The sequence below is a fragment of the Nitrincola iocasae genome (assembly GCF_008727795.1).
GTDB classification, from domain to species: Bacteria; Pseudomonadota; Gammaproteobacteria; order Pseudomonadales; family Balneatricaceae; genus Nitrincola; species Nitrincola iocasae.
Window position 1 is genome coordinate 2,016,697 of sequence record NZ_CP044222.1, and the last position, 26,946, is coordinate 2,043,642.

Sequence of the window (26,946 nt, forward strand, 5' to 3'; positions counted from 1 at the left end):
CTGCTGCTGCGTGAACTCTCCTGCGTGTGTAATTTCCGACAGGACTGAATTAATTCAATCCTGTCGGAAATTACACACGTATGATCACTCATATTCTTCTGTTTTCACACAATTCCGGCCCGCTTTTTTGGCAGCATAAAGCGCCTTATCGGCGCGTTGTAGCAGACTATCCAGATCATCATTGGGCTGATAAAGGGCACAGCCAAAACTACAGGTGATCTGAAAGGTTTGCTCGTCATGGGTGATCGTACTGGCTTCGATGTTCTTTCTGATGCGCTCAGCGACTAAGATCAGGGTTTTCAAGTCAGTACAGGGAGTGATAATGGCAAACTCCTCACCACCCATACGGGCGGCAAAATCATTTGACCGTAGGCTTTCAGAAATAGCCTGGGCTATGGTTCGTAACGCCTCATCACCGCCTGCATGCCCGTAACGGTCGTTCACGCTTTTGAAAAAATCAGCATCCAGTTGAATCATGCCGCAAGGAGTATTAGCCTGCTTTGACTGCGCAATAATCTGCTGCCCGCTACGGATAAAAGATCGTCTGTTTGCGATATTCGTCAGGGCATCGGTGCGAGCTTCTTTTTCTGCACGCTGCTTCTCTGCTACCAGTTGCCGTGTTTTCTCTTCAACCTGTTGTTCCAGCTCTGCCGCATGGTTTTTTACCAGTAACAAATAATCCTGCTCTGTTTTTTCATTAGCTCTTTGTATCTGCCGAGCCTGTAAGGTCAGCGTTATAAACAGCAGCATTGTTTCAATAATGGCTGCGATAATCGGGATATGCAGCGCGGTAATATCCTGCACCAGGAAGCCATTATCCCGAAACGGATAGCTGGAAACCGCATAGGTATACAACAACCATGCACCACTAAAAATAAGCGCCAGCGGGTTACCCTGTCGCCACCTTAATAGTCCGGCAAAAATCAGCAACGGGAAGCCCAGCATACTGATTTTCAAAAAGTCGATGCTCAGACTGTGCATCCCAAGATAAAACAGTGGGATTTGCGAGAACCCCACCAGAACATTCAGCCTTAACAGAATATCGAGTTTTGGCAGGTACTTTCTGGTGTGCAAAAACGCCCGTCCAAACATCATGGCAAACGCGACCATCAAGCCAGAATAGATCCAGAAATACTGTATCAAACTCGTGCTGGTCGTAAGGTTGGGAATCAGGCCGGAGGTTTTCCCCCACACCAGAATAGAGAAGAAAACATAACCGCTGTAATACAGGAAACTTGAACGACGCAGACTGATAAACAGAATGAAAGACAGCAGCATGATAATCAGGAGTATACCAAACGCCGCGCCATAGAAGACAAGCTCAAGGGTCTTTGTGGTTTCAAGCTCTCCTGGGCTCCATATCAGAAAATCCACATAAACCGCCTGACCGGTTTTATCAGCGGTTTTAGCGAAATATTGCCGGGTTTCACCAGGCTGTAAGGTTGTTTTAAAAACCGGTCGCAGCTGATTAACCGGCCGCCTGGCCCCCGCCTCCCGGATCGAAGAAAAATCTTCATCAAACCCAGCTGGAGACGATATATCCCGCTGGAAAAGCCAAATATCTTCGGGGATATGGTTGAGATATTCCAGATACAGGGTCTGTTCTTCATCGGTGGAGTTATGCAGCTTAAACGCCATCCAAATCGAACTGGTGGGGTAACCAATACCGGAATAGCCGGATGCAACAACCTTAAAGCGCCCCTCTTCTTCCAATGCGGCGGCTTCATCCACGGTTAGCCGGTATTCGGGATCTTCAAAATAAGATATTTGCGGGAAAACAGAAACCCCGCTTTCCGAGCCGGTAATACTGACCGCATCTGGCTTAGCCGCCGATGTCAGGGATACCGAGAGAGCGCAGATAAATAATCCAAAAATTAAACATAATCGCATTATTGTCACGATACGCCGCGCCTCTGTACTGGTGGTCATCTGGTCAGGTTAAGTTTCGTGATTACATTGTACCCCAATGGTTTGGACAGTTTTAAACACTTTCACTGCTCATGTTGAGAACGGTCGCTAATACGCCTTGGTTTACGTGCTCTCGCTGTCTTATCGATTTGATTCGAGCGGCTGTCATCTCTTCATTTTTTGCGCTCATGCTAATGGTCAATTTTACGTATCGTTAATTGATCGATAGTACCGTTATCATTAAAACGCTTAGCCATTGCGTGCATTTTTCCTAAACGTTCATCAACCATTTTCAACCTCTCTCAGCAAACCATCTGTGTTGTTTCTGATCTGGTGCATGACCTTCTCGTTCTCCCCTACTTTGTCAGCTTTGCCCTATTTTCGAGGGACCTTGCTTGTCAGAAATTTGTTCATTTAATCGAAGAAAATAGTTATCAATTCCTTTTGATTAACCTTGCCGCTGAATTCAATCTGTCGCCACCCAAAGCCCTTCAATCTTGTTCGACTCAGTTTATCCGACGGCTTGTACCACCAGGGCATCGGCCAGATTCAGCTGGGTTTGCTGGGCTTGTTGCAGGCTGGCTTTTAGCTGGTCGCAGAGGGACATGAGTTGGTCGACTTTGGCGACGATGCGGTGTTGTTCATTTAGTGGAGGTACAGCCAGTGGCATATTCCAAAGTTTCTCAGATACTAGTTTACAAGTTCCATGTGATGAACGATCAACCATGCCAACAACGTCTGATTTCATCCCTTTCATCAGTTGAAGCAGGTAATCCGGGTGAAAACCCTTGAACACGACAGCCTTCATATCTTGATTAATCGTGACTGGAGCCACGGTAATAGCTGCAGGGAAAGAATGTGCCAAAATCATTCCTCGTACAACAATTAGCAGACTATTCTCAGGTATCAATTTCACAGATGTTTCTTCAATCGCCTTTTCTGAAACCGATATTTGCGTATTTGAAATAAAGTCTTTTTTCATATCTTTAGGTGATACCCACGGAATATCGCCGTTCCAATAGTCCGGATTACTCTTCGATGGAGTTCCTCCTCCCACAATTTCTCCTATACTGCCAAACCGACAGCAAGCCCATCCCTCCGGCAGTGCAAACGGTTTCTCATCTTCACCAATTGGCGGCAGTGGCTTCTGTTTTTTGATCTTCTTCTCTTTAACCATCTGCGCTTTTTCGGCGGCGATTTTTTCCAGCAGTACTGCGGCGGGTTCGTCGTTGGGGTTCTGGGGGACGAGTTTGCCCATCACAGCCAGTTGCAGGATGGTTTGTTTGAGCTGATCGATGCTGTGGTCGGTGGTGAACAGGGTGTCGAAATGGTCGGCGAGACGGTTCCAGTTTTGTTCCAGCTCGGCGGCATCGGCGCTGTTGGTCAGGGTCGTTAACAGGGTTTCGACCAGTGTGGCGTGGGCATCGATGCTCGCTTCGGTTTGCTGTTCCAACTGGTCGCACAGGGTCATCAGCTCATCGACTTTGGCGACGATGCGGCGCTGCTCAAACTCCGCAGGAAGTGGGATAAGAAGATTTACGAATTTTGATGCAGATATTCCACCGATGATTCCAGTCATCGCGCTCGAGAACTGCTCAAAAAATGATGGTGTGAGGTAAACCGCAAGAATATAACGAGGTGATACTACAGAGTATAACTCGTTCGCAAACAGCTTATTTCCAAAGCAAATATCATTCTCTGTTATGCCACATTTTTTGCCAGCACTACCTCCTTCTGCGCACATTAATACGGAGTTCTTGTGGGCGATTTTGAATTTTGGCTCGCCGATTGGAATTCTAGTCCCATTATTGTAATTGAGGCTTTCAAATCCATACCCAACATCCTTGGTTGCTATGAATGGTATACCATCAACATTTGTGTACTTTTGTTCTTTTACACGTGCGTTAACGCTGTTGCCATTAAAAACATTACCTATTTCACCTAAACGGGTCCATCTCCAGTTGAACGGTAATTCATATGGCACTTCATCATCAGTTATTACTGGAAGCGGTTTTGTTTTCTTAACTTTCTTTTCTTTAACCAACTGCGTTCTTTCAGCCGCAATCCGCTCCAGTAACACCGATGCCGGTTCATCATTAGGGTCTTGTGGCACCAACTGCCCACGCACTGCCAACTCCAGAATCAGCTCCCGCAGCTTCTTAATGCCATAGAGATCGAGCTTCTTACTGCTGCCCCGCCCCGCCGACGAGCGTGTTTTAATTGCAGAGGTCCAGATGTCGATATTATCGGTAATTAGTTCAGCCGGATTATCGGATGCCGTAAATTGTGACTTCAATCTCTCCATCACAGGGCTCCCTTACTCAGGGCTTCAGACAGAATGCTCTTGAGCTGGTTACGCAACTCGCCGATCTGTTGTTGCTGGTTGGCAAAGTCGATCAGCAGCTGATCAGGGTCATGGCTAATCTGTTCGCCGACATGGGGGTTCTTGATATCCAGGTTAAAGTTGCGGGCGATGACCTCGTCGATACTCACCTTCCACGCCTGTTCGTTTTCTACCCGGGCAGCAAAACCATCGGCTTCATCGCCCCACCAGTCGATCTCGGCCTGAAACTCTTCAAAGCGCATCGGTTTGGTTTTGTTGTAGTTTTTCACGCCCTCGGGATAGGGGTGCTCATAGAACCAGATATCCTGGGTGGGCTGGCCCTTGGTAAAGAACAGAATATTGGTCTTGATGCCGGTATAGGGGTTAAACACACCGTTGGGCAGACGGACGATGGTATGCAGGTTGCATTCTTCGGTCAGCATTTTTTTGATCTTGGTTTTGACGCCTTCGCCAAACAGCGTGCCGTCGGGCAGCACCACCGCCGCGCGTCCGCCTTTGCCATTATTAGCATCCGCCAGCACCTCGATAATTAACTGTAGAAACAGATCAGCGGTTTCGCGGGTTTGCAGCTCGGCGGGAAAGTTCTTCTCGATGCCGTCTTCTTCGGTGCCCCCAAAAGGTGGGTTGGTGACGATGACATCGATAGCTTCATCCCAGCTGGAGAGCGGTTTATTGAGCGTATTACCGTGTCTCACCTGCACCGGCACCTCGATGCCGTGTAGCAACATGTTGGTGGTACAGAGCAAGTGCGGTAGCTGTTTCTTTTCGACACCGTGAATCTGCTGCTGCAGGATTTGGTGGTCGGCAGCAGTTTTTACGTAGTTGGCTTTAATATGATCGAAGGCGCAGGCTAGAAAGCCGCCGGTTCCGCAGGCCGGGTCCATAATACTCTCGCCCAGTTTCGGGTCGATGCGGTTGACCATAAAGCGGGTAACGGCTCGTGGAGTATAGAATTCACCGGCGTTACCGGCGCTCTGCAGATCACGCAGGATCTGTTCATAGATATCGCCGAACATATGTCGTTCGTTGGAATCGGTGAAATCGATCTCGTTAAGCTTATTAATCACCTGGCGTAGCAGCGTGCCGTTTTTCATGTAGTTGAAGGCATCGCTGAATGCTTCTTTAACCACAAAGCCACGCGGGTTGAGATCGACCGGTGCGGTCAGGTTTTTCAGATCACCGAACAGTTCATCATTGACGAAGTCGAGCAGTTCATCGCCGGTGATACCCTGATTGTCTGCGGCCCAGCTGCGCCACAGATATTTTTCCGGAATGGGTGCGCGGTAGTTATCCAGCTCCATCTCCAGTTCTTCTTCCTGGGCGTCAAACACTTTCAGAAACAACAGCCATGAGAGTTGCCCCAAACGCTGGGCATCGCCATCGACGCCGGCATCTTTACGCATAATGTCTTGAATAGATTTAATAACAGAACTGATCGACATAGTTTTCTCTTAGATAATCATAAGCCCCGCACAGCCTGATGGCTGCCGCGCAGGGATAAAAATAGGTAACAGTATTAAGCGGTTTGAGGCTCGGTGCTGTAGATCTCCGCCTCTAATTCGCTCACGGCATCGAGGTAGGCTTGTTTGCCACCAAAGCCTTTCTTAACGATCTCGACAGGCCGTCCCATCTGATCGAAGGGCTTCACTTTAAGGACATGGATGTTTTCTATCTCCTGCACACCTTCATCGGCGTATTTATCCAGCAGGGTACTAAGTACCGTCTGTGCCGTTTCACTGTATTTAGTGAAATAGTTACGCTTCTTAACGTTGTCGGCCCGCTCTTGGCGAGTCAGCGGTGGCTGATCATAAACCACATGGCAGATCAGGTCGAATGGATCGAGATCTTTGCCGACCTCCTGCGTCAGCACTTCCCAGAGAATGCCCTCACCTTCCAACTCGTCGATGATCACCTGTTTACGCTCAGCTTCATTCCAGCGTTTAGTAAACTCATCAAGTGAGGTGAAGTGCTTGGCCATCGCTTTACGGGTGTAGTCTTTGAATGACTCGGTCACCAGTTTGCCGTCGGTATCGTAATACTGCACCCGTTCGGCAAGGGTTTTTACCTTGACCCCATTGACGTAGAACTTTGTCACCCTGGACCCGTTATCATCCCACTCGCTATCGTTGCCACTGTTATCATAGGTAGACGAGTCATAAACACCGGGTAGCTCAGCTGCACCCTCAACGTCATCAACGGTATTATCTGAATGCTCGGGGTCTATTCCGTTAATGATGTCATCCAGTTCATCACTTCCCTCGATGATGTCACCCGGTTTGGCGGTCATTATCCGTTCGGGGATACCATCAAAACGTTCATCAGCAAACAACTCGGTGGCTTTCTTGAAGTCGAGAATGGTAAACCAGAGTTTGTTATAGCGATCATCGATACGGGTGCCGCGTCCGATGATCTGCTTGAATTTGGTCATCGACTGAATAGTTTGATCAAGCACCACGAGTTTGCAGGTTTTGGCGTCTACGCCGGTGCTCATCAGTTCTGAGGTGGTGGCAATGACCGGATAGGGCTTTTTGGGGTTAATGAAGTTATCCAACTGCGCTTTACCTATCTCATCATCGCCGGTGATCTTCATAACATACTTTTCATTTTTGGCGACCTGCTCTGAGTTCAGATTCACCAGCGCACGGCGCATACGTTCAGCATGGTCGATGTCATTGCAGAAAACGATGGTTTTGGCCATCGAGTCAGTGCGCTGAAGATAACTGGTGATAGTCTGCGCTACCAGTTCGGTGCGTTCATCAATGACCAAAGTACGATCAAAATCTTTCTGATTGTAGATGCGGTCTTGTAGTGTCTCACCTTTTTTATCCAGCTGTCCTTTGGTTGGACGCCAGCCTTGCAGGTCGATATCAATATCCACCCGCACCACTTTGTAAGGGGCCAGAAAACCGTCTTCAATGCCCTGTTTAAGGGAATAGCTGTACACCGGATCGCCAAAGTAATCGGTGTTAGACACCTCTTCGGTTTCTTTCGGCGTGGCGGTGAGTCCAACCTGAGTCGCACTGCTGAAGTATTCCAGAATCTCACGCCAAGCACTGTCATCAGCCGCACTGCCACGATGGCACTCGTCGATGATGATCAGATCAAAGAAGTCAGGATCGACCTGCTTGTAGGCTTTCTGCGATTCTTCTGGCCCGGTGAGCGCCTGATACAGAGCGAGATGAATTTCATAGGCCGGATCTACGCTGCGACCGGTGATTTTGGTCATCGCCTGCCCGAAAGGCTGGAAATCATTGATGCGGGTCTGATCGACCAGAATATTACGATCCGCCAGAAACAGGATGCGTTTCTTGTGACGTGCTTTCCACAAGCGCCAGATGATCTGAAATGCGGTGTAGGTTTTACCGGTGCCGGTGGCCATCACCAGCAACACGCGGTTTTGCCCCAGGGATATCGCTTCCAGAGTTTTATTAACCGCTTGTAGCTGGTAATAACGGGGCGACTTGCCGCTGCCGTCGTCGTGATAATCCTGGGTAATAATAGGTAGTTGGGCTTCGGTGAACCCCCGCCAGGCGCAAAATTTCTGCCAGAGTTGAACGGGCGTGGGGAAATCGGACAGGCTGATCTCGGTTTCCAGTGCATCGGGATTGGTTTTGTCGTGAAAGACAAAGCCATCACCGTTGGTCGCAAACACAAAGGGCACTTCCAGCAGACCGGCATAATCCAAGCCTTGCTGCATCCCCTTACCGATCTCATGTTTGTTAGCTTTGGCTTCGATCACCGCCAGTGGCATACCGGGTTTGTGGTAAAGAACGATATCGGCAGATTTAACCTTCTTACGTGCAGCGGCCTGACCACGCACAACCACCTTACCGTCGCGCAGCTTTACTTCCTGGCGAATCTGACTCATATCGTCCCAGCCTGCATCTATGACCGCCGGAAGGATGAACTTGCTGATGATATCGGTTTCGGTAAGTTTAGCTTTGTTAATACCTGCCATGCCCTTGGCTTCCGTGCTTGTTTATAAGCTTTGATTCTCGCATAGAACTGTTTTGATTAAAAAGCGTTTAAAGACTTTCTTAACATACAGCGGCGGTTCTACCTTGCCGTCTAGGGCGGCTTGTACTAGTGCTCCTAAAAAGCTCGCGAAAGGTTCTATGTTTTGATTTGTGCTGGCTTCTTCGAGTGCGGACTGAATTTATTGCTGTTCTAGTGGCATGATTGTTTTGGTACTAACATGCTCTCTGTGTGAAGCACGATAGGTTGTTCTGATGATGGATATAAACAGACCTCTAGTACGCTGGTGAGCGGACACCTTGTGCACTAGAGGTCTGTTTATATATGAAGGCTGTTTACTGCTGCTGACTTATTGGCTCATTGTGTAATTTATCATCGGTATCTTCACATTCCCCAACTGAATCCTTGATCACTTCGCTTGCCATTGCGGTTTCCTGTTCAGTCCGGGTTTCAACTACCAGGGCGACATGACCGTTTGCGATTGCATCTCCGATCAGGTCTGAAAGCGTGCCTTCTTTTTTCTTTCCGGAGTCCTCTGCTGTTCCGACTGCAGTTCCGAGCAAACCACCCAGGCTTGCACCCCAGCCGATCAGCACCAGTGGTGCAACCACAGGACTGGCGACGAACAGGGTCACGCTGGTCGCTGCCAGTGCCACACTACCAAGGGCGCCGGCACCTGTGCCAACAGCGGTGCCCACTGCACCATCGACCAATATGTTTTTGAGCGTACGGTCACTCTTCCCTTCTGGTGCGGGTGAAGGTGAATTGGAGTCAGCTGAATAGATATGCATTTGTTCACGTGACAAGCCTTTATCGACCAGTTTTAAAACGGCGTTTTCAGCATTAACCTGTTGCGGAAAAAATCCAGTTACGTGATGACGATAGTCACTCATGGTGTTTCTCCTGAAAAAGATGTTTGCAAGATATATAAAGCTCAAATTAGGCTAATCTAATGGAGCTTACATGTCTGTGCGCTGGAACACGGAAAAATTACTCAGCTTTTTAAAGCCTTGCTATAGTCCATGCCAGTGCCAAAGCCACCCATAGTGGCTTTGGCAACAGCGTTATTCTGGAATCAGGCTGATTGTTTTTTTGCTATTTCAGCAACGTGAGCACCCTGGAAGCGGGCAATTTTTATTTCGTTTTCTGAGGGTTGACGACTACCATTACCGCCAGCAAGTGTGCTTGCGCCATAAGGCGTGCCGCCGGTGATTTCATTCATGTTCGTAAGCTCCTCGCAAGAATAGGGTACGCCCACGATAATCATGCCATGATGCAGTAATGTGGTGTGAAACGATGTGATGGTGGTCTCCTGGCCCCCATGTTGAGTACCGGTAGAGGTAAATACGCTTCCCACCTTCCCTATCAATTTCCCTCCGGCCCACAGGCCGCCGGTCTGATCAAGGAAGTTGCGCATCTGTGCACACATATTGCCAAAGCGTGTCGGCGTACCGAATATAATGGCATCGTAATCAGCCAATTCGCTTGTTGTTGCAAATGGCGCCATTTGATCAAGCTTGGCCCCTGCCTTTTCGGCCATTTCTTCTGTCATGATTTCAGGAACACGTTTGATGGTAACCTCAGTGTCATTGACGCTACGTGCACCCTCAGCCACTTCATTCGCTAACGTTTCAATATGACCATACATACTGTAATAAAGAACGAGTACTTTTATCATGCTGCGTCTCCTTAATATTGAGGATCGTATAGTCAGCCTAGCACTCAATGCAGCGGTGGGTAAAATTCAGCCGTTTACCACAATGATACTTAGTGCGACAGCATAAACCGTCAGGATCAAGGCACTTTCAAAGCCTATTCGACCGATGCCATAGGTCTCGCGGCGCACCAAACCCAACAATAGGATGGCAGTCATCAGAATGCTGACCAGCCCCCAGGTCATCTGAACCGGAGCCATATCATGGTAGATAGAGCCGTGAGGATAGCCCAGATCAGCAGCAGCCACGACCAGCATATTAAAACAATTGGTGCCGAAGATATTGCTCACGGCCAGGGTCAGTGCACCTAAGCGTATCGCGGCGATTGTGGTCACCAGTTCGGGGGTGGATGTGGCGAGAGCCGTCAGCAGACCACCGACCAGCGTGTCGGAAAGCCCGGTTTCGTCAGCGATACCCTTGGCGGCTTCCATTAAAATCCAGCCAGCGATACCCGTCAGAACAGCCAGAACAATGAAACTAATCCAGGCCTTTACAAGACTACCGTGAAGTTGAGGTGAAGGTTTATCCGGTACGGTCTCGCTAGTCAGACGTGGAAACCACATAGGCTTGGCCTCTGTACGTAAAACCAGATGAAGCCCGAACAGATAGGCGACCACGATCACGGGTGTAACCGGATGTACGCCCCACTCCGCTATTGTTGGCGAGACGATAGCAAGTAGCGGCAACGTCAGTAACACGATCAGTAACCCTGCCAGCATCAGATTAACAGAGGACGCAGCGGCATGTTCGAGGTTGGCTTTGCGATAGACTATATCTGCGATCCCCAGAAAAACCAGGTTTACCGCCATGCTACCCATGACGTTACTCATCGCCAGGTCGGGCCGATTATCCATTGCTGCACTCAGGGTCGCGGCGAAATCCGGTAGCGAAGTTACTCCCGCCAGCAGCAACACGCCGAACAATGCCTCACCCATGCCTGTGCGATCAGCCAACTCATCGGCCAACCGTGCCAATCGGCTACCGGCGGTTATGATGCCCAGAGCTGCTATGCCAAAGGCGATGATACTGAAGATCAGGGATGAATACACGCGGAGCCCTCTGGCTGTATGGATTGTCTATTAACGGCACACAGCCAATGATCAGGCGCCGAACTTAAAGACACTGAATCACATTGTTGAAAATAACAGAACTGTTTAATGGCATCCACAAATGCTGAAATAACGGAATCGTCATCAAAGCTGTACTGCTCTAAATGCAGTGATTTAATCTCTAAATGGCTGGTTTTTCGATGCGCTTTACAATCCATCCGCCCAATAAACTCATCACGGTAAAGCAGCGGTAGACTGAAGTAGCCATACTGACGTTTGGCTTCGGGTACATAGCACTCCAATTGATAGTCGTATTGAAACAGTGCTCTGAGCCGCTCCCGCTGAATAACGCTGTTATCGAAGGGAGACAGAATCAATAGGCGGTTGCTCAGCCGGGGGCGTGAGCGCTCGAGCGCCCCCGTTTCCAATATGAATACCTCCCCACTACCCACCTTTACTCTTTCCAGATCGCCCTGCGACAGCCTTTCGTCTACCAAACCTTTTACAGCTTGACGTAATCCAGCGTTGCGACGTTGGTAGGTCAGCCCTTTGAGTGAAACAAGCCCATGACAGCGTAATTGTTGGTCGACAATATGCGTCGCAAACGCTTCCATACTGGGCATTTGTGTATTGACGTGGGCTGGAAGCACCCGCTCGGTCAGGTCATAGGTTTTTTGGAAACCTTCTCGGTCGCTGACCATGAGGTCGCCCTGCATATACAACTGCTCAAGTGCTTTTTTGGCGGGCTTCCAGTCCCACCAGCCTGCACGCTGCGTGGTCGAGGTTTCCAGATCCCGGGATCGTAGCGGGCCATCTGATTCAATGCGAGCCAAAAGTTCGGTCATAAGTTTCTGGTCAGGGTGTCTGAACCAGTGGGTCTGGCCATTTTTGATGGCGTGTTTGTAGGGTAAGGAATAACGAAAATCAGCGATGGGTAAAAAAGCAGCCGCATGTGCCCAATACTCAAAAATATCGCCATCACGCAGCATCTGGTTTGTCATACCCAACTCGAAACCAGGCACACGGCTATGCAAAACATGATGGTGCGCTCGCTGGACGACCGATATTGTATCGACCTGTACATAGCCTATATGATTAATCGCTTTACGAGCCCCTGACAAACCACGCCCAAAGGGTTGAGCTTGCGTCAAACCTTGTGCAACCAGAGCAAGGCGACGTAAACGCATCAGATCTTTTGAGCTTTTAATTTCAATCATTGATAATCTTTCTAGGCTTACCTTGTATATACACGTCGGTACTTCAAGGCGTTCGTGTTCACGATCTCCTCGCTGATTATACCGTTACCAGGTCACAATAACGTCTTTAACCTGATGTGTTTTGGAATCAAAACCTATGGCCCAACATACTTCATTTTCGCTGGAGTCGTATTTTGCCTTCCATAGGGTCAGTCGGGAGTCTGATCTTTCGAGGCTATTAATAAACTCAATGCTACTCAGTTCCCCCAGCTCCTCTCGAATTTCCTCACACTTCGCAATATAACCCTCTTCAGTAATGGTGCCATCACTTTCATCGTCCGGCGATGGCATAGACATTTCCTGCAAAAGATTGAAATGTTTGCCGTCATGTAAGCTTATGACCTGCTCAGCCAGTTTCATTTCCTGATCCGGAATCATAGATACCTTCCTCCTTCTTAATACTCACCCGCAACTAGACCAAAGCCACAGTTCAGGTGGCCTTGGCACAAGCATTACTCAGATCTCAAGCTGATTGCTTTTTAGCGACTTCTGCAACATGAGCTCCCTGGAACCGGGCAATAATTATTTCATTCTCAGACGGCTGTCGACTCCCATCAGCACCAGCAAGAGTACTGGCCCCATAAGGTGATCCACCAGTGATTTCATTCATATCTGTGAGTTCTTTACATGAATAAGGAACGCCCACAATAATCATGCCGTGATGCAGTAAAGTAGTGTGAAACGAGGTAATTGTGGTCTCTTGGCCACCATGTTGAGTACCTGTGGAGGTAAATACACTACCCACTTTGCCTATCAGTTTGCCTCCAGCCCACAGCCCGCCAGTCTGGTCAAGGAAACTGCGCATTTGTGCACACATATTGCCAAAGCGTGTAGGGGTGCCAAAGATAATCGCATCGTAATCCGCCAGTTCACTCGTGGTTGCAAACGGCGCCGTCTGATCAAGCTTGGCACCCGCCTTTTCAGCCGCCTCTTCTGACATAATTTCGGGTACACGCTTGATCGTGACCTCGGTGTCATTGACGCTACGTGCACCCTCAGCCACCGCTTTCGCCATGGTTTCTATGTGGCCATACATGCTGTAGTAAAGAACGAGAACTTTTGTCATGTTGTTTCTCCTGTTGCTGATTTTTTGCGAGACAAGTGAAGGTCAAGCTAGACTTATCGAACAAGTAGCGTCTGTGTGATAGCGCACGGAAATACCGGCACCAGGACACCAGGTCATTATAGTCGACTTGGAACAGCCCTGCCGCTGGACCTGCATAACCACCAGCGTTTACACTGCCTTCTTCTATAGAAGTACGGCGGGATAGCGCATCATGGCCGGGGGTTTCATCAAAACGACAAAGCAGTCTGCATTGAAACAGGTCTCACTGATTATCAAAGTGGCTGGCCTGGGATTGGTTATTGGCATTACCGGCGCGATTCTGGCGAATGCGTTTGTTGCGGGCGTGCAATGGTTAAACGATGCGCTACTGGTTGCTTTCCTGAATCAGGTAAAGGAAGAGTACAGTCTGGCTATTATTGTTGCAGCGACGGTTGCGGTACCGACCCTGGGTGGCTTACTGGTGGGCATTTTGCTGCGTTCAGTTAAAGAGCAACGCGCACATACACCGGCAGATATTATTGCAGCGGTGCAAACCCGCCGTGGACGATTGCCTTTGCGGCCAGCAATTCTGTCTGGTCTTGCTGCACTGGTATCACTGGGCAGTGGCGCTTCAGTGGGTCAGTACGGCCCGCTGGTGCACATGGGTGGGTCTTTGGGATCGGCCTGGGGACGGCTTTTTCGTGCTGATGTCACGCTGGATAATATAGCCATAGCCTGCGGGGTGGCGGCCGCTATTTCTACGGTGTTTAATGCGCCAATTGCCGGCATTTTATTCGCGCATGAGGTAATTCTGCGTCACTATGCCTTTCGCGCTTTCGCTCCTGTCGCAGTAGCATCTGTTGTTGGCTATCTGGCTGCTAATGTTATTTTACCCCAACCTCCCTTGCTATATATTGAAGCGGCCAGTGTGCTGCATCACTGGGAGTACGGTCTCTTTCTGCTGCTGGGGATTGCCAGTGCATTACTGGCTGTGGGTTATATGCAAGCGATACTCCTGGCCAGTCGTGTTGCACAACGCTGGTCCTTGCCTAATGTATTTAAACCCGCCTTCGCGGGTGCCCTGCTTGGCTTGATGGCGCTCTGGGTTCCGGAGATTCTCGGCGTGGGTGGTGAAACTTTGCGGCTGATTTTTGTTGAAGGGTCTTTTGGTGCAGCTGATCTACTGATTTTACTGGTGTTGAAACTGATCGCTACCGCCTTGTGCCTGGGGTTTGGTTTTGCCGGGGGTGTATTCAGTCCGGCTTTGCTGATTGGTAGTTTATTTGGTGCACTGTTTGGCACCTTGCTGGGTATGGTGTTAGGGGATTCGGTCGCGCTGTCGAGTCTTGCCGTTTATGCCGTCTGTGGCATGATCGCAGTCACCGCACCCGTTATTGGCGCTCCCTTATCCACCGTGGTAATCATTTTTGAGCTGACAGGCAACTACGAACTGACCATCGCGGCCCTGGCCAGTGTTGCTTTAGCTAACCTGTTTGCTTCTCAGTGGTTTGATCGGTCGCTGTTTGACCGGCAGTTACGTGACCGAGGCCTGGATCTGTCCGGAGGGCGCAGCAAAGCCCTGTTGATGTCGCGTAGCATTCAGGATCTGACCAGTGATCGTTATTTATCACTGCCGGAACAAGTTACTGTGGGTGAGGCCTGCCGCTCCATGGCACAAGTTGATTCATCTGATGCTTATATTGTTGATGCTAACCAGCGCTATTTAGGCACGGTTCATCTCGCCTCTCTTATCGGTATTGATGTTGAGTCGGCAGCAAAAGCTTATATTATTGCCGAAGATTGTGCGATTCAGGCTGATACATCACTTTGGACCGCCATGGTTGTGTTACGTAATTTTATCGGTGAAGGTGTACCGGTCATTGATGCGCAGCAGCATATAGTGGGTGCTGTGTTTGAATCAGACCTGATACGCGCCTATCTGGACTTGATGGAAGATATGCGTAAAGAAGAATATGCCGCCCCTTAATTCGATCAACCCTTGATGCTATAAAAGGATTGGATTCATGTCTGTTATGCTTTGGCTGTCGTTGTTGCTAATCTGCGTGCTGGGCGCCATGTCGCCCGGACCCAGTCTTGCCGTGGTATTGCGCCAGACGGTAAGTAATGGACGGGGTCATGGCATTGCTGCAGGCTGCGCTCATGCCTTAGGCGTTGGTATCTGGGCCATTGCAACTGTCTGGGGGCTTGGCTTACTGGTGAGTCAACATCAGTTGGCTTATCAGTTAGTTAGCTGGCTGGGTGCAGGATATCTGGCCTGGCTTGGCTATAACGCACTACGTTATGCGGCATCACCCTCCCATCTGGTAGCAGAAGCAGGTGCTAAGGAAAGTTATTGGAAAGCGGCCGGATCCGGTGCATTGATCTCATTACTTAACCCAAAACTGGCAGTATTTTTTACCGCGTTGTTTGCGCAGTTTGTCAATGCCGAACAGTCATTACATGATCAAGTTATTATGGTACTGACAGCAACGCTAGTGGATGGAATTTGGTATTCACTGGTAGCCATGCTGTTCTCTCATGCACACTTGTTAAGCTGGTTACACCGTCATATGAAACGCTTTGAACAACTGACGGGGGTAGTATTAATTGGTCTGTCGATCCGGGTTGTGGTGGCTGCCCAATAATCAATAATAATCATCTAATTACGACTATTGGGCAGGCTCTAACACTGAATCAGCACGACATAGCAGGATAGCTTATGTAACCCTCAGGTCCAGATGCATAGAAGGTAGACGGATCAGGTGTGTTCAGCTCAGCTTCCAGCTCAAAGCGTACCGGAAGATCCGGGTTGGCAATAAACGGCACACCAAAGGCTACAGCATCGGCTTTGCCGGAGGTGATCAGCTTCTCGGCACTGGTTCTGGTCATACCTTCGTTCGCGATAAACACCCCACCAAAACAGCTTTTCAACCAAGGCCCCAGGCTGTCATCCCCTTCTGACTCACGTGCGCATATAAAAGCAATATTACGCTCACCCAGTTGTTTAGCCACGTAAGTGAAAGCTTCCTTAAGGTTGCTATCAGACATGTCATGAGCATCGGCGCGTGGCGATAAATGCACACCGACGCGGTCAGCGCCCCACACCTCCACCACCGCATCAGTAACCTGCAACAATAAACGTGCGCGATTCTCCAGGCTGCCACCATAGGCATCATCTCGCTTGTTGGCGCCATCCAGCAGGAACTGCTCAAGTAAATAGCCATTGGCGGCATGCACTTCCACACCATCAAATCCAGCTTGTTTTGCATTCAGTGCGGCCTGACGATAGTCATCGATCACACCAGAGATTTCAGCGGTTTCAAGTGCACGCGGTGTCACGAAAGATTTTTCAGGACGTATCAGGCTGACATGACCAGCTGGTGCAATAGCACTGGGGGCAACAGGTAGTTTACCGTCCAGATACACGGGGTCAGATACGCGGCCAACATGCCAGAGCTGCAAGACAATCTTTCCACCCTCGGCATGTACCACGTCGGTAATGCGTTTCCAGCCCTGGATTTGTGCATCAGACCAGATACCCGGTGTATTTGGATAACCGACTCCCATTGGCGTAATGGAAGTGGCTTCAGTCAGAATCATGCCGGCACTGGCACGCTGATGATAGTACTCCAGCATTAACTCCCCGGGTACGCGGTCAGCTTCGGCACGGCAGCGTGTTAACGGTGCCATGATAATACGGTTTTTTAGTGTTAAAGCGCCTACTTTAAGCGGAGTGAAAAGATTGCTCATACATAACCTCTTGCTGGTTAAACGTTACAGAGAACGACTGATGTAGTGCACAAATGCATCGATAACGGCTTCGTTACGTCGGTAGTAAATCCACTGTCCGATGCGCTGGGTGGTTACTAAATTAGCGCGTTGTAGATTGGCCAAATGCGCTGAGGTTGTTGACTGGGAAGAACCGGTCTTGCGGTCAATCATTCCAGCACAAACACCGCTATCCAGAGATGAGGGCTGATCGGAGAACCAGCGCTCAGGTTCCTTTAACCAAGCCAGTATTTGCCGCCGCTGCGGGTGGCTAAGGGCTTTGATGATGGCATCTATATCAACTTGCTCGGACATGATCACTCTCATTTCTATACATCGCGATATAACGAAATATATATCGTATTTAAGCGATATACAAGTAACTAAGCAGGATAATTTAATCCTGATGAGTGCTTTGCATGAGTTTAATTGAACCTGAGCGACATACACCAAGCCAAGCAATCTGATTATTTAGTACACAATACGTATTGTGTACTAAATACACATTGACACCAGCGACTGACAAGACACATGACAATGGCTGAATGTCATGATTATTAAAGGGTTTACGCCCCACCCTTCCAGGTCTATGATTAATTCTGCATAAGCCCACGGACCCAAAAAATGCCAAAGCAATCAGACGACTTAGCTCAGGATGACAGCCTTTACAAAACCTTGCTGGAATCCACCAAAGCCATTCCCTGGAAGATTGACTGGGAAACATTGACCTTTGCCTACATTGGCCCGCAAATTGAAGAGCTGCTGGGCTGGAAGCGCGAGAGCTGGATGGGTATTAATGATTGGGCAGAACGCATGCATTCTGACGACCGGGAGCGTGTGGTAAATTTTTGTGTAGCACAATCCCAAGCTGGTGCTGATCATGAAGCTGATTATCGCGCACTCACCCCCGAAGGTGAGTACATCTGGATTCGCGATGTAGTCCATGTGGTGCGTGATAGTGAAGGACAGGTGGAATCACTGATAGGCTTTATGTTCGACATTACTGAACGCAAAAAGAACGAAGAAGAGTTGCTGCGGTTACAGCATGAACTACAGGAACTGTCGTTCAAAGATGCGCTCACCGGTGTTGCCAATCGACGCATGTTTGATGAGCGACTAGAGGCTGAATGGATTCATGCACAGCGCCACCAACAGCCGCTATCATTGATCATGATAGATATAGATTTTTTTAAACAATACAATGATATACACGGCCATATTAAAGGTGATTCCTGTCTTAAGATAGTTGCTCAAACGCTGAACTCAGCAGCGCTGCGTTCGGGTGATTTCTTTGCTCGTTTTGGTGGTGAGGAATTCGTACTGATACTACCCCAGACAGATATTGATGCAGCCGTTAAGGTTGCAGAACGCTGCCGAAAATTAGTATTCAAGCAACAAATCCCCCACCCTGCTTCAGATGTTAGCTCGGTTTTGACGATCAGCATCGGCGTTGGCACCCATACGCCTGCACGTAACGACCAGGCCAGTGCTTTTATTGAAGCCGTTGACCGACGCCTTTATCAATCCAAGCAACAGGGTCGCAACTGTATTGTCAGATAACGGCACCTCTTATTGTCAATCAGAAAGGACTGCGAACCCATAACCTTTTGGCAATGAATACTGTATTCTAACGTACGAACAACTTCGTTTTAGAGCATCGCATGTCACAATTTTCAAAGCTTAACCTTTGCCCTGAACTGCAATTCACACTGACGCAGATGGGCTACACCTCAGCCACCCCGATTCAGACGCAGGCTATCCCGCTGATTTTGTCCGGGCAGGACCTGGTCGCCGAGGCACAAACCGGCACAGGTAAAACCGCTGCGTTCGCCCTACCCATGATTGAGCGCCTGAAACAACCGGTGATTACCGAGGGCTATCATGCCATCCGCGGACTGGTGCTAACGCCGACGCGAGAGCTGGCTATCCAGGTGGGCGATAAAACCCTGGCCTATGGTCAGCATCTGGGCATGCGGGTGATCTCGATTTATGGCGGCGTCCGCTTTGACAATCAACTGCGCAAAATGAAATGCGGTGCCGACATACTGGTGGCCACACCAGGTCGACTACTGGATATGCTTAAGCAGGGCAAGTTATCACTGGCACAGCTAGAGATACTGGTGCTGGATGAAGCCGACCGGATGCTCGATCTGGGCTTTATTGATGCCATCCGCCAACTCATGTCTTTTATGCCCAAGCAGCGTCAGACTCTGCTGTTTTCCGCTACTCTGGATGCCTCCGTGGATGCACTGAGTGAAGCACTACTGCAAGCACCAGTGCATATCAGCACGACTGAGCGTAACAGTGCCGCAAAATCTGTACAGCAACGCGCTTTTGCAGTGGATAATCAGGATAAATCCGATGTACTCAGCTACCTGATTGCTGGCTGCAACTGGTCACAGACACTAGTATTTACCCGCACCCGCAAACGCGCCGACCTGGTGGCAGCCTATCTGAACCAGGAGCAGATATCAGCTGTAGCCATTCACGGTGAAAAACTGCAGCGAGAGCGTAATGCCGCCCTGACTGCATTTACCCAGAATGAGGTGCGCGTCCTGGTGGCCACAGATGTAGCCGCACGCGGTCTGGATATCGCCTCACTGCCTCAGGTGGTTAATTATGACCTGCCTAACCAGCCAGAAGCTTATGTGCACCGTATTGGGCGTACCGGACGTGCCGGCAAGTCCGGCCTTGCCATTTCTCTGGTAGCACCCGATGAGCGTCGTTATCTGGATGCTATTTCCAGTCTGATCGGCAAGCCGATTTTAGTGGAAGCTGTGCCGATGATATCGCAAGGCAAGCTGCAACAGGGACGAAAAGCCACTGCTCAGACCCACAAGCCGGGCAAGTCAGGCAATAAGCGCTCAACACCCTCAAAAAAAGCAATGAAGAGCTCGCCCAGCAAACAGCCTGCCGGAAAATCAGTACGCCCTACCCCATCTTCCAGCAAGGCAGAACCCTCGGCCAAGGATAAGGCCGGACGCGGATCTTTGTTTGGGCGTTAAGCGAGGTTAAAAAATAACTGGCTGACTACTGTGCGCTGGTTTTGCAGGCCTGTATACTAGACGCCTTTTCGTTCCTGCGACATATTCGCACTCAGTCTGATAGGCCTGCCTTTGATCTCCACCGCTAATATCACCATGCAGTTTGGTGCCAAACCGTTATTTGAAAACGTCTCCGTAAAATTTGCTCAGGGCAATCGCTATGGTCTGATTGGTGCCAACGGCTGCGGAAAATCCACCTTTATGAAGATTCTTGGCGGTGATCTGGAACCCAGTGGCGGCCAGGTAATGCTGGATGCCCATGTTCGCCTGGGTAAGCTGCGTCAGGACCAGTTCGCCTATGAAGATTGCAGTGTCATTGATACGGTCATCATGGGGCATACCGAACTCTGGCAGATCAAGGCTGAGCGCGATCGTATTTACGGCCTGGCCGACATGTCTGAAGCTGATGGCATGGCGGTTGCTGATCTGGAAGTGCAATTTGCTGAACTGGATGGTTACACCGCAGAAGCGCGTGCAGGCGAGTTGTTACTAGGCCTGGATATTCCGATTGAACAGCATTTTGGTCCGATGAGCGCTCTGGCACCCGGCTGGAAGCTTCGCGTACTGCTGGCTCAGGCACTGTTTTCTGATCCGGATGTATTACTTTTAGATGAACCGACTAACCACTTGGATATTAATACCATTCGCTGGTTGGAAAATATTCTGGTGTCACGTAACAGCACCATGATCATCATCTCCCATGACCGCCATTTCCTCAATCAGGTCTGTACCCACATGGCTGATCTGGACTATGGCGAGCTGCGTCTATTCCCTGGCAATTATGATGAATACATGACCGCCGCCACCCAGGCACGGGAACGACTACTGTCTGACAACGCCAAGAAAAAAGCCCAGATCGCTGAACTGCAAACCTTCGTCAGCCGTTTTTCGGCTAACGCATCTAAAGCCAAACAGGCTACCTCACGGGCAAAACAGATAGATAAAATTCAGTTAGCTGAAGTGAAACCGTCGAGTCGCGTAAGCCCCTTTATTCGTTTTGAGCAACAGAAAAAACTGCACCGCCAGGCTGTTACCTTAAAAGAACTGACTAAAGGTTTCGATGGTATCCCGCTGTTTAAGAAGCTTAATCTTCAAATTGAAGCCGGTGAGCGTGTCGCTATTATCGGTCCCAATGGTATAGGTAAAACCACCCTGCTGCAGTGCATGTCAGGCAATATTCACCCCGATTCCGGTGAAGTGAAATGGACTGACAGTGCCGAAGTCGGCTACTTTGCTCAGGATCATACCGATGATTTTGCCAATCCGGCCACGCTGATGGAGTGGATGTCTCAGTGGACTCAGGGCGGCGAGCAGGTTATTCGCAGTGCACTTGGGCGCATGCTGTTTTCAGGCGATGAGATTACTAAATCGGTCAAGGTTATTTCCGGTGGTGAGCAAGGGCGTATGCTGTTCGGCAAACTAGCGCTGCTTAAGCCCAATGTGATGCTAATGGATGAACCTACCAACCACCTGGATATGGAGTCTATTGAGGCGCTTAACCTGGCGTTGGAAAACTATCCAGGCACGCTGATCTTTGTCAGCCATGACCGGGAGTTTGTATCGTCGCTGGCCACTCGTATCGTTGAGTTAAGTGCCACAGGCATAACTGACTTCAGCGGCAGCTATGACGACTATCTGCGCAGCCAGGGTGTTGTTTAAGGCAGCCATTTAAAAAATTAAAGTACTGATATCCGGTTAACGCGGTAACAGATAGCGATTTAACAGGGTGTCGGTACTGCGCCAATCTGGCATAAACTGCTCCACCAGTGCATGAAAGCGCCGGTTATGCAGACGTTCCAGCAAATGCACCAACTCATGCAGAATAATATAGTCCAGGCAGGCGGGTGGTAATTTTACCAGCTCGGCATTGACCCAAATGCGCGCCGCTCGAATATTACAAGTGCCCCAGCGAGTCTTCATGCGCTTAATACGCACTTCATTGGCACGTGTACCACTCACCGCCTCCCAGTAAGGCACCCGTTCTTGCAGGCGCTGCTGTAGCTGTTGGCGTAACCAGTTATCTAACAGCGTCTGCAGTTGCTCAGGACGGCTGCTGGCTCCGCCAAGTACAACAATTTTCTCCTGATCAAACAATACCTTTGCCCGGCCACTGTATGGCTGCAACACCAGCGGATAGTGCTGCCCCCAGAGCAACACTTCAGTTGCGCTGATGTCAGGATTAACTAGCTGGGATTTTTGTTGCAGCTGGGAGCGTTTACGGGCAATCCATTGCCGCTTGCTCTGCAGAAAGCGAGCTATATCGGCATCACTCATACGCTTGGGCGCCGATACTCTGACGCGCCCGCTTGGTTGCTCGATTCGCAGGTAAAGGTGCTTGATTGCTTTACGTTCAACCAGCAGGTTTTCAATTGAAAAAGCACCTGTATCTGACAGATGCTTTTCTTTAGAACCAAACAGGTAATTCCAGGTATCAGACCTGAACATCGATAATCTGCCCTACCGCACTGGTGGGATCAGCTTTAACACCTGACGGATTGCCGGGAATCAGACTAAGGATCATCTCACCCTGCGCTTCTATCTGATCAGTCACAATTTTATTCATTTTTACGGCATGCTCTGTGTGAACACTTAACGCACTCAATGCCGTAGCGGTTGCTGCTATATTCACATGGCCTCCTGTGAATCTGACGTAATCAACCAAAAGCCATTTGAGAAAATTGGTCAGAGCTTTTAGTCATGCCGTTAATCAGGATCATAGCATGATTAACGGTTGTTATTAAGGTAGTCGGCCTTGCGAAAAAAGACTTTAATTAACTACCACTATGGTTACTAAAAGGCGCTATATAAGACGCAACCCGCTGAGGTTCGCAGTTCAGAAACGCCGATGACTGTAACCAGTCCTGATCTGGATAGTAGGTAAATAATAGCTGCCCACCCTTGAGGTTATCTACCACCAGCTCCACCACACCTTCACGTACCGCCGGACAACCCTGGCTGCGGCCAATGCGCCCCTGGCGATCAACCCAGCTTGGATCTACATAGTCAGCCCCATGAATGACAATAGCCCGTTCACGCGCCTTGTCGTTTACACCGGGCTCTAACCCATCCATACGCAGCGAATAGCCGTGACGACCCACATAACTCTCTTGTGTACGGAACAATCCCAGGCTGGACTGGTGACTACCGACAATATTTGAAAAATCAGTCGCAAAGTTGTCACCGGAACGATTACCATGAGCCACCAGATCTTCCAGTAACAAGCGCTGCTCATTAAGATCAAAGATCCACAAACGCTTTTCTGAAGAAGGCAGAGAAAAGTCAATTACAGCCAAACGTTCAGCACCCTCCAGGCCATTGCTGGTGGCACACTGCATTGCTGCCAGAGCTTTGTTCAATACCTGGGGATTTAGGTCAGGAGCCTGGGCTATTAGCTTGTCAGATAAGTTTGCAGGAAGCAGTTGGGCGTGAAGTGGTGATGTGAATGTTAGTAATGCGGCTGTAAGCAAGCCGATAAAACTGGCGGGAGAACGCTTCATAGACTGTTCCTCATAGAAAACTCCTGGACATGACGCACGAAATCTCTGTTACTGAGCGGCGATATGTCTATACTCAAATAAATGTTGAAAAATCAAATAGGCAGAGTTTAGCAGGCATATCATGGCAGGAAAACATCTGTATAAAAAAACATCAGTATATTTGGCAATTTTTTTCAGCCTGCACGTATTTTTGGCCGTTGATGCCCTGGCTGCAACTTCGCTGAAACGACACACCCTGCTGTCTGAATTTCAGCGACTCACTGCTGGCATTCCACTATGGCAAGACCCGGAGCGCTTACAACAACTTTATGATAATTTACAGGCTCTCGAAAATGATGGTCTGAGACCCGTTGATTATGATATCCCACTGGTAGCGCAGCAATTATTGCATCACATTGATACTGAAGGAGTTTATCCGGCCATCCCAGATGAAACCGTAATATCTGCCGCCTATGTGAATGCATTGATGGATCTGCAGTTGGGGCGTACGCATGGAAGTGGTATTGAAGACTATTTAAATTACCGCCAACAAACGGATGACACATCAGCTTTCCTCATTAACTTAGCCATTGAGGGGCTGAGTGATATTGATCAAGCGTTTGAGCAAGCTCGTCCTGATACGCCCGCTTACCTTAATTTGCGCAAAGCTTACCAGCAACTGCGTAGTCAAGTGGATGAACAGCCACCCCTACCCCCTGTTTATCCGGATTACCCATCCCTACGCCCAGGCATGGTCGATGAGCGTGTGCTGTTGTTGCGTGAACATTTATCTCTTACCTTGCCAGAACTGGAACCCGCTCTCTACGACACGGAGGTTGAAGAAGCAGTCAGAGCCTTTCAGCAAGCCGAGGGCTTGCAGGCAGATGGTATTGCCGGACCGCAAACACTGCGCTATTTAAATCGCACGCCACAACAGCGATTGGATCAACTGCGAGTCAACCTGGAGCGTTGGCGTCGACTTGAAAGAGCGCAACAGGATACGCAAGTAATTGTTGATATAGCCGGCGCTACCTTGCGCTTTTATGAAGACGGACAATTGATTCTGGATAAACGTACTCAGGTTGGACGCCCTGATCGACCCACTCCACTGATGCTCAGTGAAATAACCCATTTCACCTTTAATCCAACCTGGACAGTTCCGCCCACCATTTTTCGCAAAGACAAATTGCCAGCGATACGTAATGATCCAAACTATTTTGAATCCAGCCAACTGAGTGTGATCGATCATCAGGGTAATCAGCTTGACCCGGAGAGTATTGACTGGAACAACCCTGGCCAAATTCTGTTACGTCAATCAGCTGGTCCTTATAATGCGCTTGGAAAGGTGGTCATCCGCTTCCCCAATCGTGAATCTATTTACCTGCACGACACGCCCAATAAACATCTTTTTGATCGAAATCAACGCTATTTCAGTTCGGGATGTGTCAGAGTGGAAAACGCCACAAACTTGGTGGCCGTGCTGTTACAATCGACCGATACTGAAGCCGCAAATCAGTTTGATCGCTTGATAAATTCCGGACAAACCCGAAACATTAACAGCAATACACCTGTCGCGATAATTCTGGGCTATTGGACAGCTGAAGCTGATATACAAGGACATGTGAATTATCATACTGATATATACAGGCTGGATTCTGAGTTATTACAGGAGTTAAATCGCTGAAATTGAGTGGGGTTGATACTGAACTCATGCATAACAAGCATTTAACTGAGCGTTAGAATCGGTTATTATTCGCCTTTTGCGCGGAGTTGGTGAGCTGTGAAGGAAGATGTCTGTACCAGTCGCAAAGCAGCCGAACTGCTTGGGGTTACTCCGAGAACCATACAGTTATGGGCTGATGCTGGCATACTGGATAGCTGGAAAACACCTGGCGGCCATCGTCGCTTCTCACTGCAAGCTGTAGAGCAGCTTTCTTCAGATATACTGAGCGGCCAGCATCATCAGCCTAATGAAGGTCTGAATGGATACCGCACACAAACCACGTCACAAACCAACTCAAAGTCTCCCGGAAACATTAACGTAGAACCGGCCAGGGTGCTGGTCGTTGATGATGACAAAACCCTGCTGCGCCTCTATGAGCTGACTCTGGCAAGCTGGGGGTTGCCTGTTGAGGTCATTCTGGCCAATGATGGCTATCAGGGACTGATCGAGGTGGGTCGTTTTAATCCTGATCTGCTGATTCTTGATCTGCAGATGCCTAACATTGACGGTTTTGCCGTCATTGAGGCTTTGCAGCAGCAGAAGCTTCTGGATCAGATGTGTCTGATGGTGATTTCAGGCCTGGAAAATGATGAAATCGCTCAGCGAATCTCTTTGCCTGAAAGCTGCACCTTAATTCAGAAACCTATTCCCTTCCTGCGCATTCGTGAGCAGGTCGAAAATATTTTGTTGCAAAAATAAATCAATAGTGATTTTTATTGCATGGTGGCCAAACGGCTTTGTGCATAGGCTAGAGCCGAAGCTGGCACCTCTCCCGGTGACTGATTTCTTAACCAGCGATTAATGCGACCAACATCGCCTATAGGGGTTCTGAGCCCCTGAGAGTCTAACAGCACCATAGTTACCAACTCACCGTCTATATCCGCCACCATAATCAGGCAGCGCCCGGATTCGGACAGATACCCCGTCTTACTCAGCATAACCTTCCACTCAGCGTTGCGTGTTAGAGGATTAGTGTTGGTGTATGCCAGTGAATAACGAGGTGAACGAAAATGCATATCGATCTTGCCCTGCGTAGACAGCTGCCGAATCAACGGGTATTGATATACTGCTGCACTGAGAATCAACAGATCCCGTGCGGTTGACTGATTATCTGGCGACAAACCGGTGGGATCGGTAAAGCGGGTATTTCTCATGCCCAACAACACAGCCGTAGCATTCATGGCACTAACGAAAGCCGCCACCCCCCCGGGATAATTAGCGGCCAAGGTGTAAGTCGCCATATTTTCAGATGACATTAATGACATCTGTAACAAATCCCGACGACTGACCTGCGTGCCAGGTCTCAGCCTTGAGTGAGCATTTTTACCGAAGGTATTACTGATTCGACTGACCTCCAGACCTTCATCGAGCGGCAGACCTGACTCTAGAATAACCAAGGCTGTCATTAACTTTGTCAGCGAGGCGATAGGTACGATTTGATCAGCATGCTGACTGTAGATAGGCTCATCTGAGCCCAGAGGAGCTATAGCAGCATAGACAGATGCCAAGGGTAATTCCACAGTGCGCTTTATATCAGCAAAAGCAACCGGGCTAAATCCGAAAACAGCTAACAGAAGCGCCCCTATATAAAAGCGGCGCGCTGTTATAACGTGAATATGTCTCATAAAAGCTCTATATGCATT

Annotated in this window: 23 protein-coding genes; 7 read left to right on the top strand and 16 right to left on the bottom strand. The window is 49.2% G+C overall.

Annotated features, from left to right (window positions below; genetic code table 11):
• Positions 1–84: 84 nt before the first annotated feature.
• The 10 genes from F5I99_RS09440 to wrbA (F5I99_RS09485) all read right to left on the bottom strand — a co-directional run bounded on the left by F5I99_RS09440 (position 85) and on the right by wrbA (F5I99_RS09485) (position 13,313).
• Entirely contained in the window at positions 85–1,890 is a 1,806-nt protein-coding gene (locus F5I99_RS09440; RefSeq protein ID WP_191905997.1) for a sensor domain-containing diguanylate cyclase, read from the bottom strand.
• Positions 1,891–2,419: 529 nt separating this feature from the next.
• On the bottom strand, positions 2,420–4,213 hold the full coding sequence (locus tag F5I99_RS09445; RefSeq protein ID WP_151055413.1) for a restriction endonuclease subunit S: 1,794 nt from the start codon (positions 4,211–4,213) through the stop codon (positions 2,420–2,422).
• Positions 4,213–5,694 carry an N-6 DNA methylase gene (locus F5I99_RS09450; protein WP_151055415.1) on the bottom strand — a complete coding sequence of 494 codons (1,482 nt, stop codon included), beginning with the start codon at positions 5,692–5,694 and terminating at the stop codon, positions 4,213–4,215. Before F5I99_RS09450 ends, F5I99_RS09445 begins: the two co-directional genes overlap by 1 nt.
• A gap of 74 nt (positions 5,695–5,768) precedes the next feature.
• Positions 5,769–8,210 carry an EcoAI/FtnUII family type I restriction enzme subunit R gene (hsdR, locus tag F5I99_RS09455; protein WP_151055417.1) on the bottom strand — a complete coding sequence of 814 codons (2,442 nt, stop codon included), beginning with the start codon at positions 8,208–8,210 and terminating at the stop codon, positions 5,769–5,771.
• Between the two features lie 352 nt (positions 8,211–8,562).
• The gene (locus tag F5I99_RS09460) at positions 8,563–9,120 is read right to left on the bottom strand and encodes a DUF92 domain-containing protein (RefSeq protein ID WP_151055419.1); all 558 of its coding nucleotides are present in this window, start codon (positions 9,118–9,120) and stop codon (positions 8,563–8,565) included.
• A gap of 182 nt (positions 9,121–9,302) precedes the next feature.
• Positions 9,303–9,905, bottom strand: a complete 603-nt coding sequence (gene wrbA / locus F5I99_RS09465; RefSeq protein WP_151055421.1) for an NAD(P)H:quinone oxidoreductase — start codon at positions 9,903–9,905, stop codon at positions 9,303–9,305.
• Between the two features lie 66 nt (positions 9,906–9,971).
• Entirely contained in the window at positions 9,972–10,991 is a 1,020-nt protein-coding gene (locus F5I99_RS09470) for a sodium:calcium antiporter (RefSeq protein ID WP_151055423.1), read from the bottom strand.
• On the bottom strand, positions 10,976–12,208 hold the full coding sequence (locus tag F5I99_RS09475) for a winged helix-turn-helix domain-containing protein (protein ID WP_151055425.1): 1,233 nt from the start codon (positions 12,206–12,208) through the stop codon (positions 10,976–10,978). Before F5I99_RS09475 ends, F5I99_RS09470 begins: the two co-directional genes overlap by 16 nt.
• Positions 12,209–12,292: 84 nt before the next feature.
• Positions 12,293–12,625 (bottom strand): hypothetical protein, encoded by a 333-nt coding sequence (locus F5I99_RS09480; protein ID WP_151055427.1) that lies wholly within the window; start codon positions 12,623–12,625, stop codon positions 12,293–12,295.
• An 85-nt stretch (positions 12,626–12,710) separates the two neighbouring features.
• Positions 12,711–13,313, bottom strand: a complete 603-nt coding sequence (gene wrbA, locus F5I99_RS09485; protein WP_151055429.1) for an NAD(P)H:quinone oxidoreductase — start codon at positions 13,311–13,313, stop codon at positions 12,711–12,713.
• Between the two features lie 211 nt (positions 13,314–13,524).
• Here wrbA (F5I99_RS09485) and F5I99_RS09495 point away from each other — a divergent pair, with 211 nt between their 5' ends.
• Positions 13,525–15,279, top strand: a complete 1,755-nt coding sequence (locus F5I99_RS09495) for a chloride channel protein (protein ID WP_225307622.1) — start codon at positions 13,525–13,527, stop codon at positions 15,277–15,279.
• A 37-nt stretch (positions 15,280–15,316) separates the two neighbouring features.
• Entirely contained in the window at positions 15,317–15,937 is a 621-nt protein-coding gene (locus tag F5I99_RS09500; protein WP_151055433.1) for a LysE family translocator, read from the top strand.
• Positions 15,938–15,986: 49 nt separating this feature from the next.
• On the opposite strand, the gene F5I99_RS09505 is transcribed toward F5I99_RS09500, so the two are convergent.
• Together F5I99_RS09505 and F5I99_RS09510 are read right to left on the bottom strand one after the other, a co-directional pair.
• Complete coding sequence (locus tag F5I99_RS09505) at positions 15,987–17,042, bottom strand: alkene reductase (RefSeq protein WP_151055435.1); 1,056 nt, start codon at positions 17,040–17,042, stop codon at positions 15,987–15,989.
• A gap of 24 nt (positions 17,043–17,066) precedes the next feature.
• Positions 17,067–17,375 (bottom strand): ArsR/SmtB family transcription factor, encoded by a 309-nt coding sequence (locus tag F5I99_RS09510; RefSeq protein ID WP_151055437.1) that lies wholly within the window; start codon positions 17,373–17,375, stop codon positions 17,067–17,069.
• A gap of 309 nt (positions 17,376–17,684) precedes the next feature.
• Here F5I99_RS09510 and F5I99_RS09515 point away from each other — a divergent pair, with 309 nt between their 5' ends.
• The 3 genes from F5I99_RS09515 (at position 17,685) to F5I99_RS09525 (ending at position 21,763) form a co-directional block, all read left to right on the top strand.
• A complete protein-coding gene (locus tag F5I99_RS09515; protein ID WP_151055439.1) occupies positions 17,685–18,620 on the top strand; it encodes a GGDEF domain-containing protein in 936 nt (311 codons plus the stop codon).
• 101 nt (positions 18,621–18,721) lie between these two features.
• The gene (locus F5I99_RS09520; protein WP_151055441.1) at positions 18,722–20,065 is read left to right on the top strand and encodes a DEAD/DEAH box helicase; all 1,344 of its coding nucleotides are present in this window, start codon (positions 18,722–18,724) and stop codon (positions 20,063–20,065) included.
• 111 nt (positions 20,066–20,176) lie between these two features.
• Positions 20,177–21,763, top strand: a complete 1,587-nt coding sequence (locus F5I99_RS09525) for an ABC-F family ATPase (RefSeq protein WP_151055443.1) — start codon at positions 20,177–20,179, stop codon at positions 21,761–21,763.
• A gap of 36 nt (positions 21,764–21,799) precedes the next feature.
• Here F5I99_RS09525 and F5I99_RS09530 read toward each other — a convergent pair whose 3' ends face one another.
• The 3 genes from F5I99_RS09530 to F5I99_RS09540 all read right to left on the bottom strand — a co-directional run bounded on the left by F5I99_RS09530 (position 21,800) and on the right by F5I99_RS09540 (position 23,601).
• A complete protein-coding gene (locus F5I99_RS09530; protein ID WP_151055445.1) occupies positions 21,800–22,549 on the bottom strand; it encodes a M48 family metallopeptidase in 750 nt (249 codons plus the stop codon).
• Positions 22,536–22,733 (bottom strand): hypothetical protein, encoded by a 198-nt coding sequence (locus tag F5I99_RS09535; protein WP_151055447.1) that lies wholly within the window; start codon positions 22,731–22,733, stop codon positions 22,536–22,538. Before F5I99_RS09535 ends, F5I99_RS09530 begins: the two co-directional genes overlap by 14 nt.
• A 142-nt stretch (positions 22,734–22,875) precedes the next feature.
• A complete protein-coding gene (locus F5I99_RS09540; RefSeq protein WP_151055449.1) occupies positions 22,876–23,601 on the bottom strand; it encodes a murein L,D-transpeptidase catalytic domain family protein in 726 nt (241 codons plus the stop codon).
• Between the two features lie 121 nt (positions 23,602–23,722).
• Here F5I99_RS09540 and F5I99_RS09545 point away from each other — a divergent pair, with 121 nt between their 5' ends.
• Together F5I99_RS09545 and F5I99_RS09550 are read left to right on the top strand one after the other, a co-directional pair.
• Positions 23,723–25,264 carry a L,D-transpeptidase family protein gene (locus F5I99_RS09545; RefSeq protein WP_151055451.1) on the top strand — a complete coding sequence of 514 codons (1,542 nt, stop codon included), beginning with the start codon at positions 23,723–23,725 and terminating at the stop codon, positions 25,262–25,264.
• 96 nt (positions 25,265–25,360) lie between these two features.
• Positions 25,361–26,002 (top strand): response regulator, encoded by a 642-nt coding sequence (locus F5I99_RS09550; protein ID WP_151055453.1) that lies wholly within the window; start codon positions 25,361–25,363, stop codon positions 26,000–26,002.
• Between the two features lie 14 nt (positions 26,003–26,016).
• On the opposite strand, the gene F5I99_RS09555 is transcribed toward F5I99_RS09550, so the two are convergent.
• A complete protein-coding gene (locus F5I99_RS09555; RefSeq protein WP_151055455.1) occupies positions 26,017–26,928 on the bottom strand; it encodes a serine hydrolase in 912 nt (303 codons plus the stop codon).
• Between the last annotated feature and the right edge of the window lie 18 nt (positions 26,929–26,946).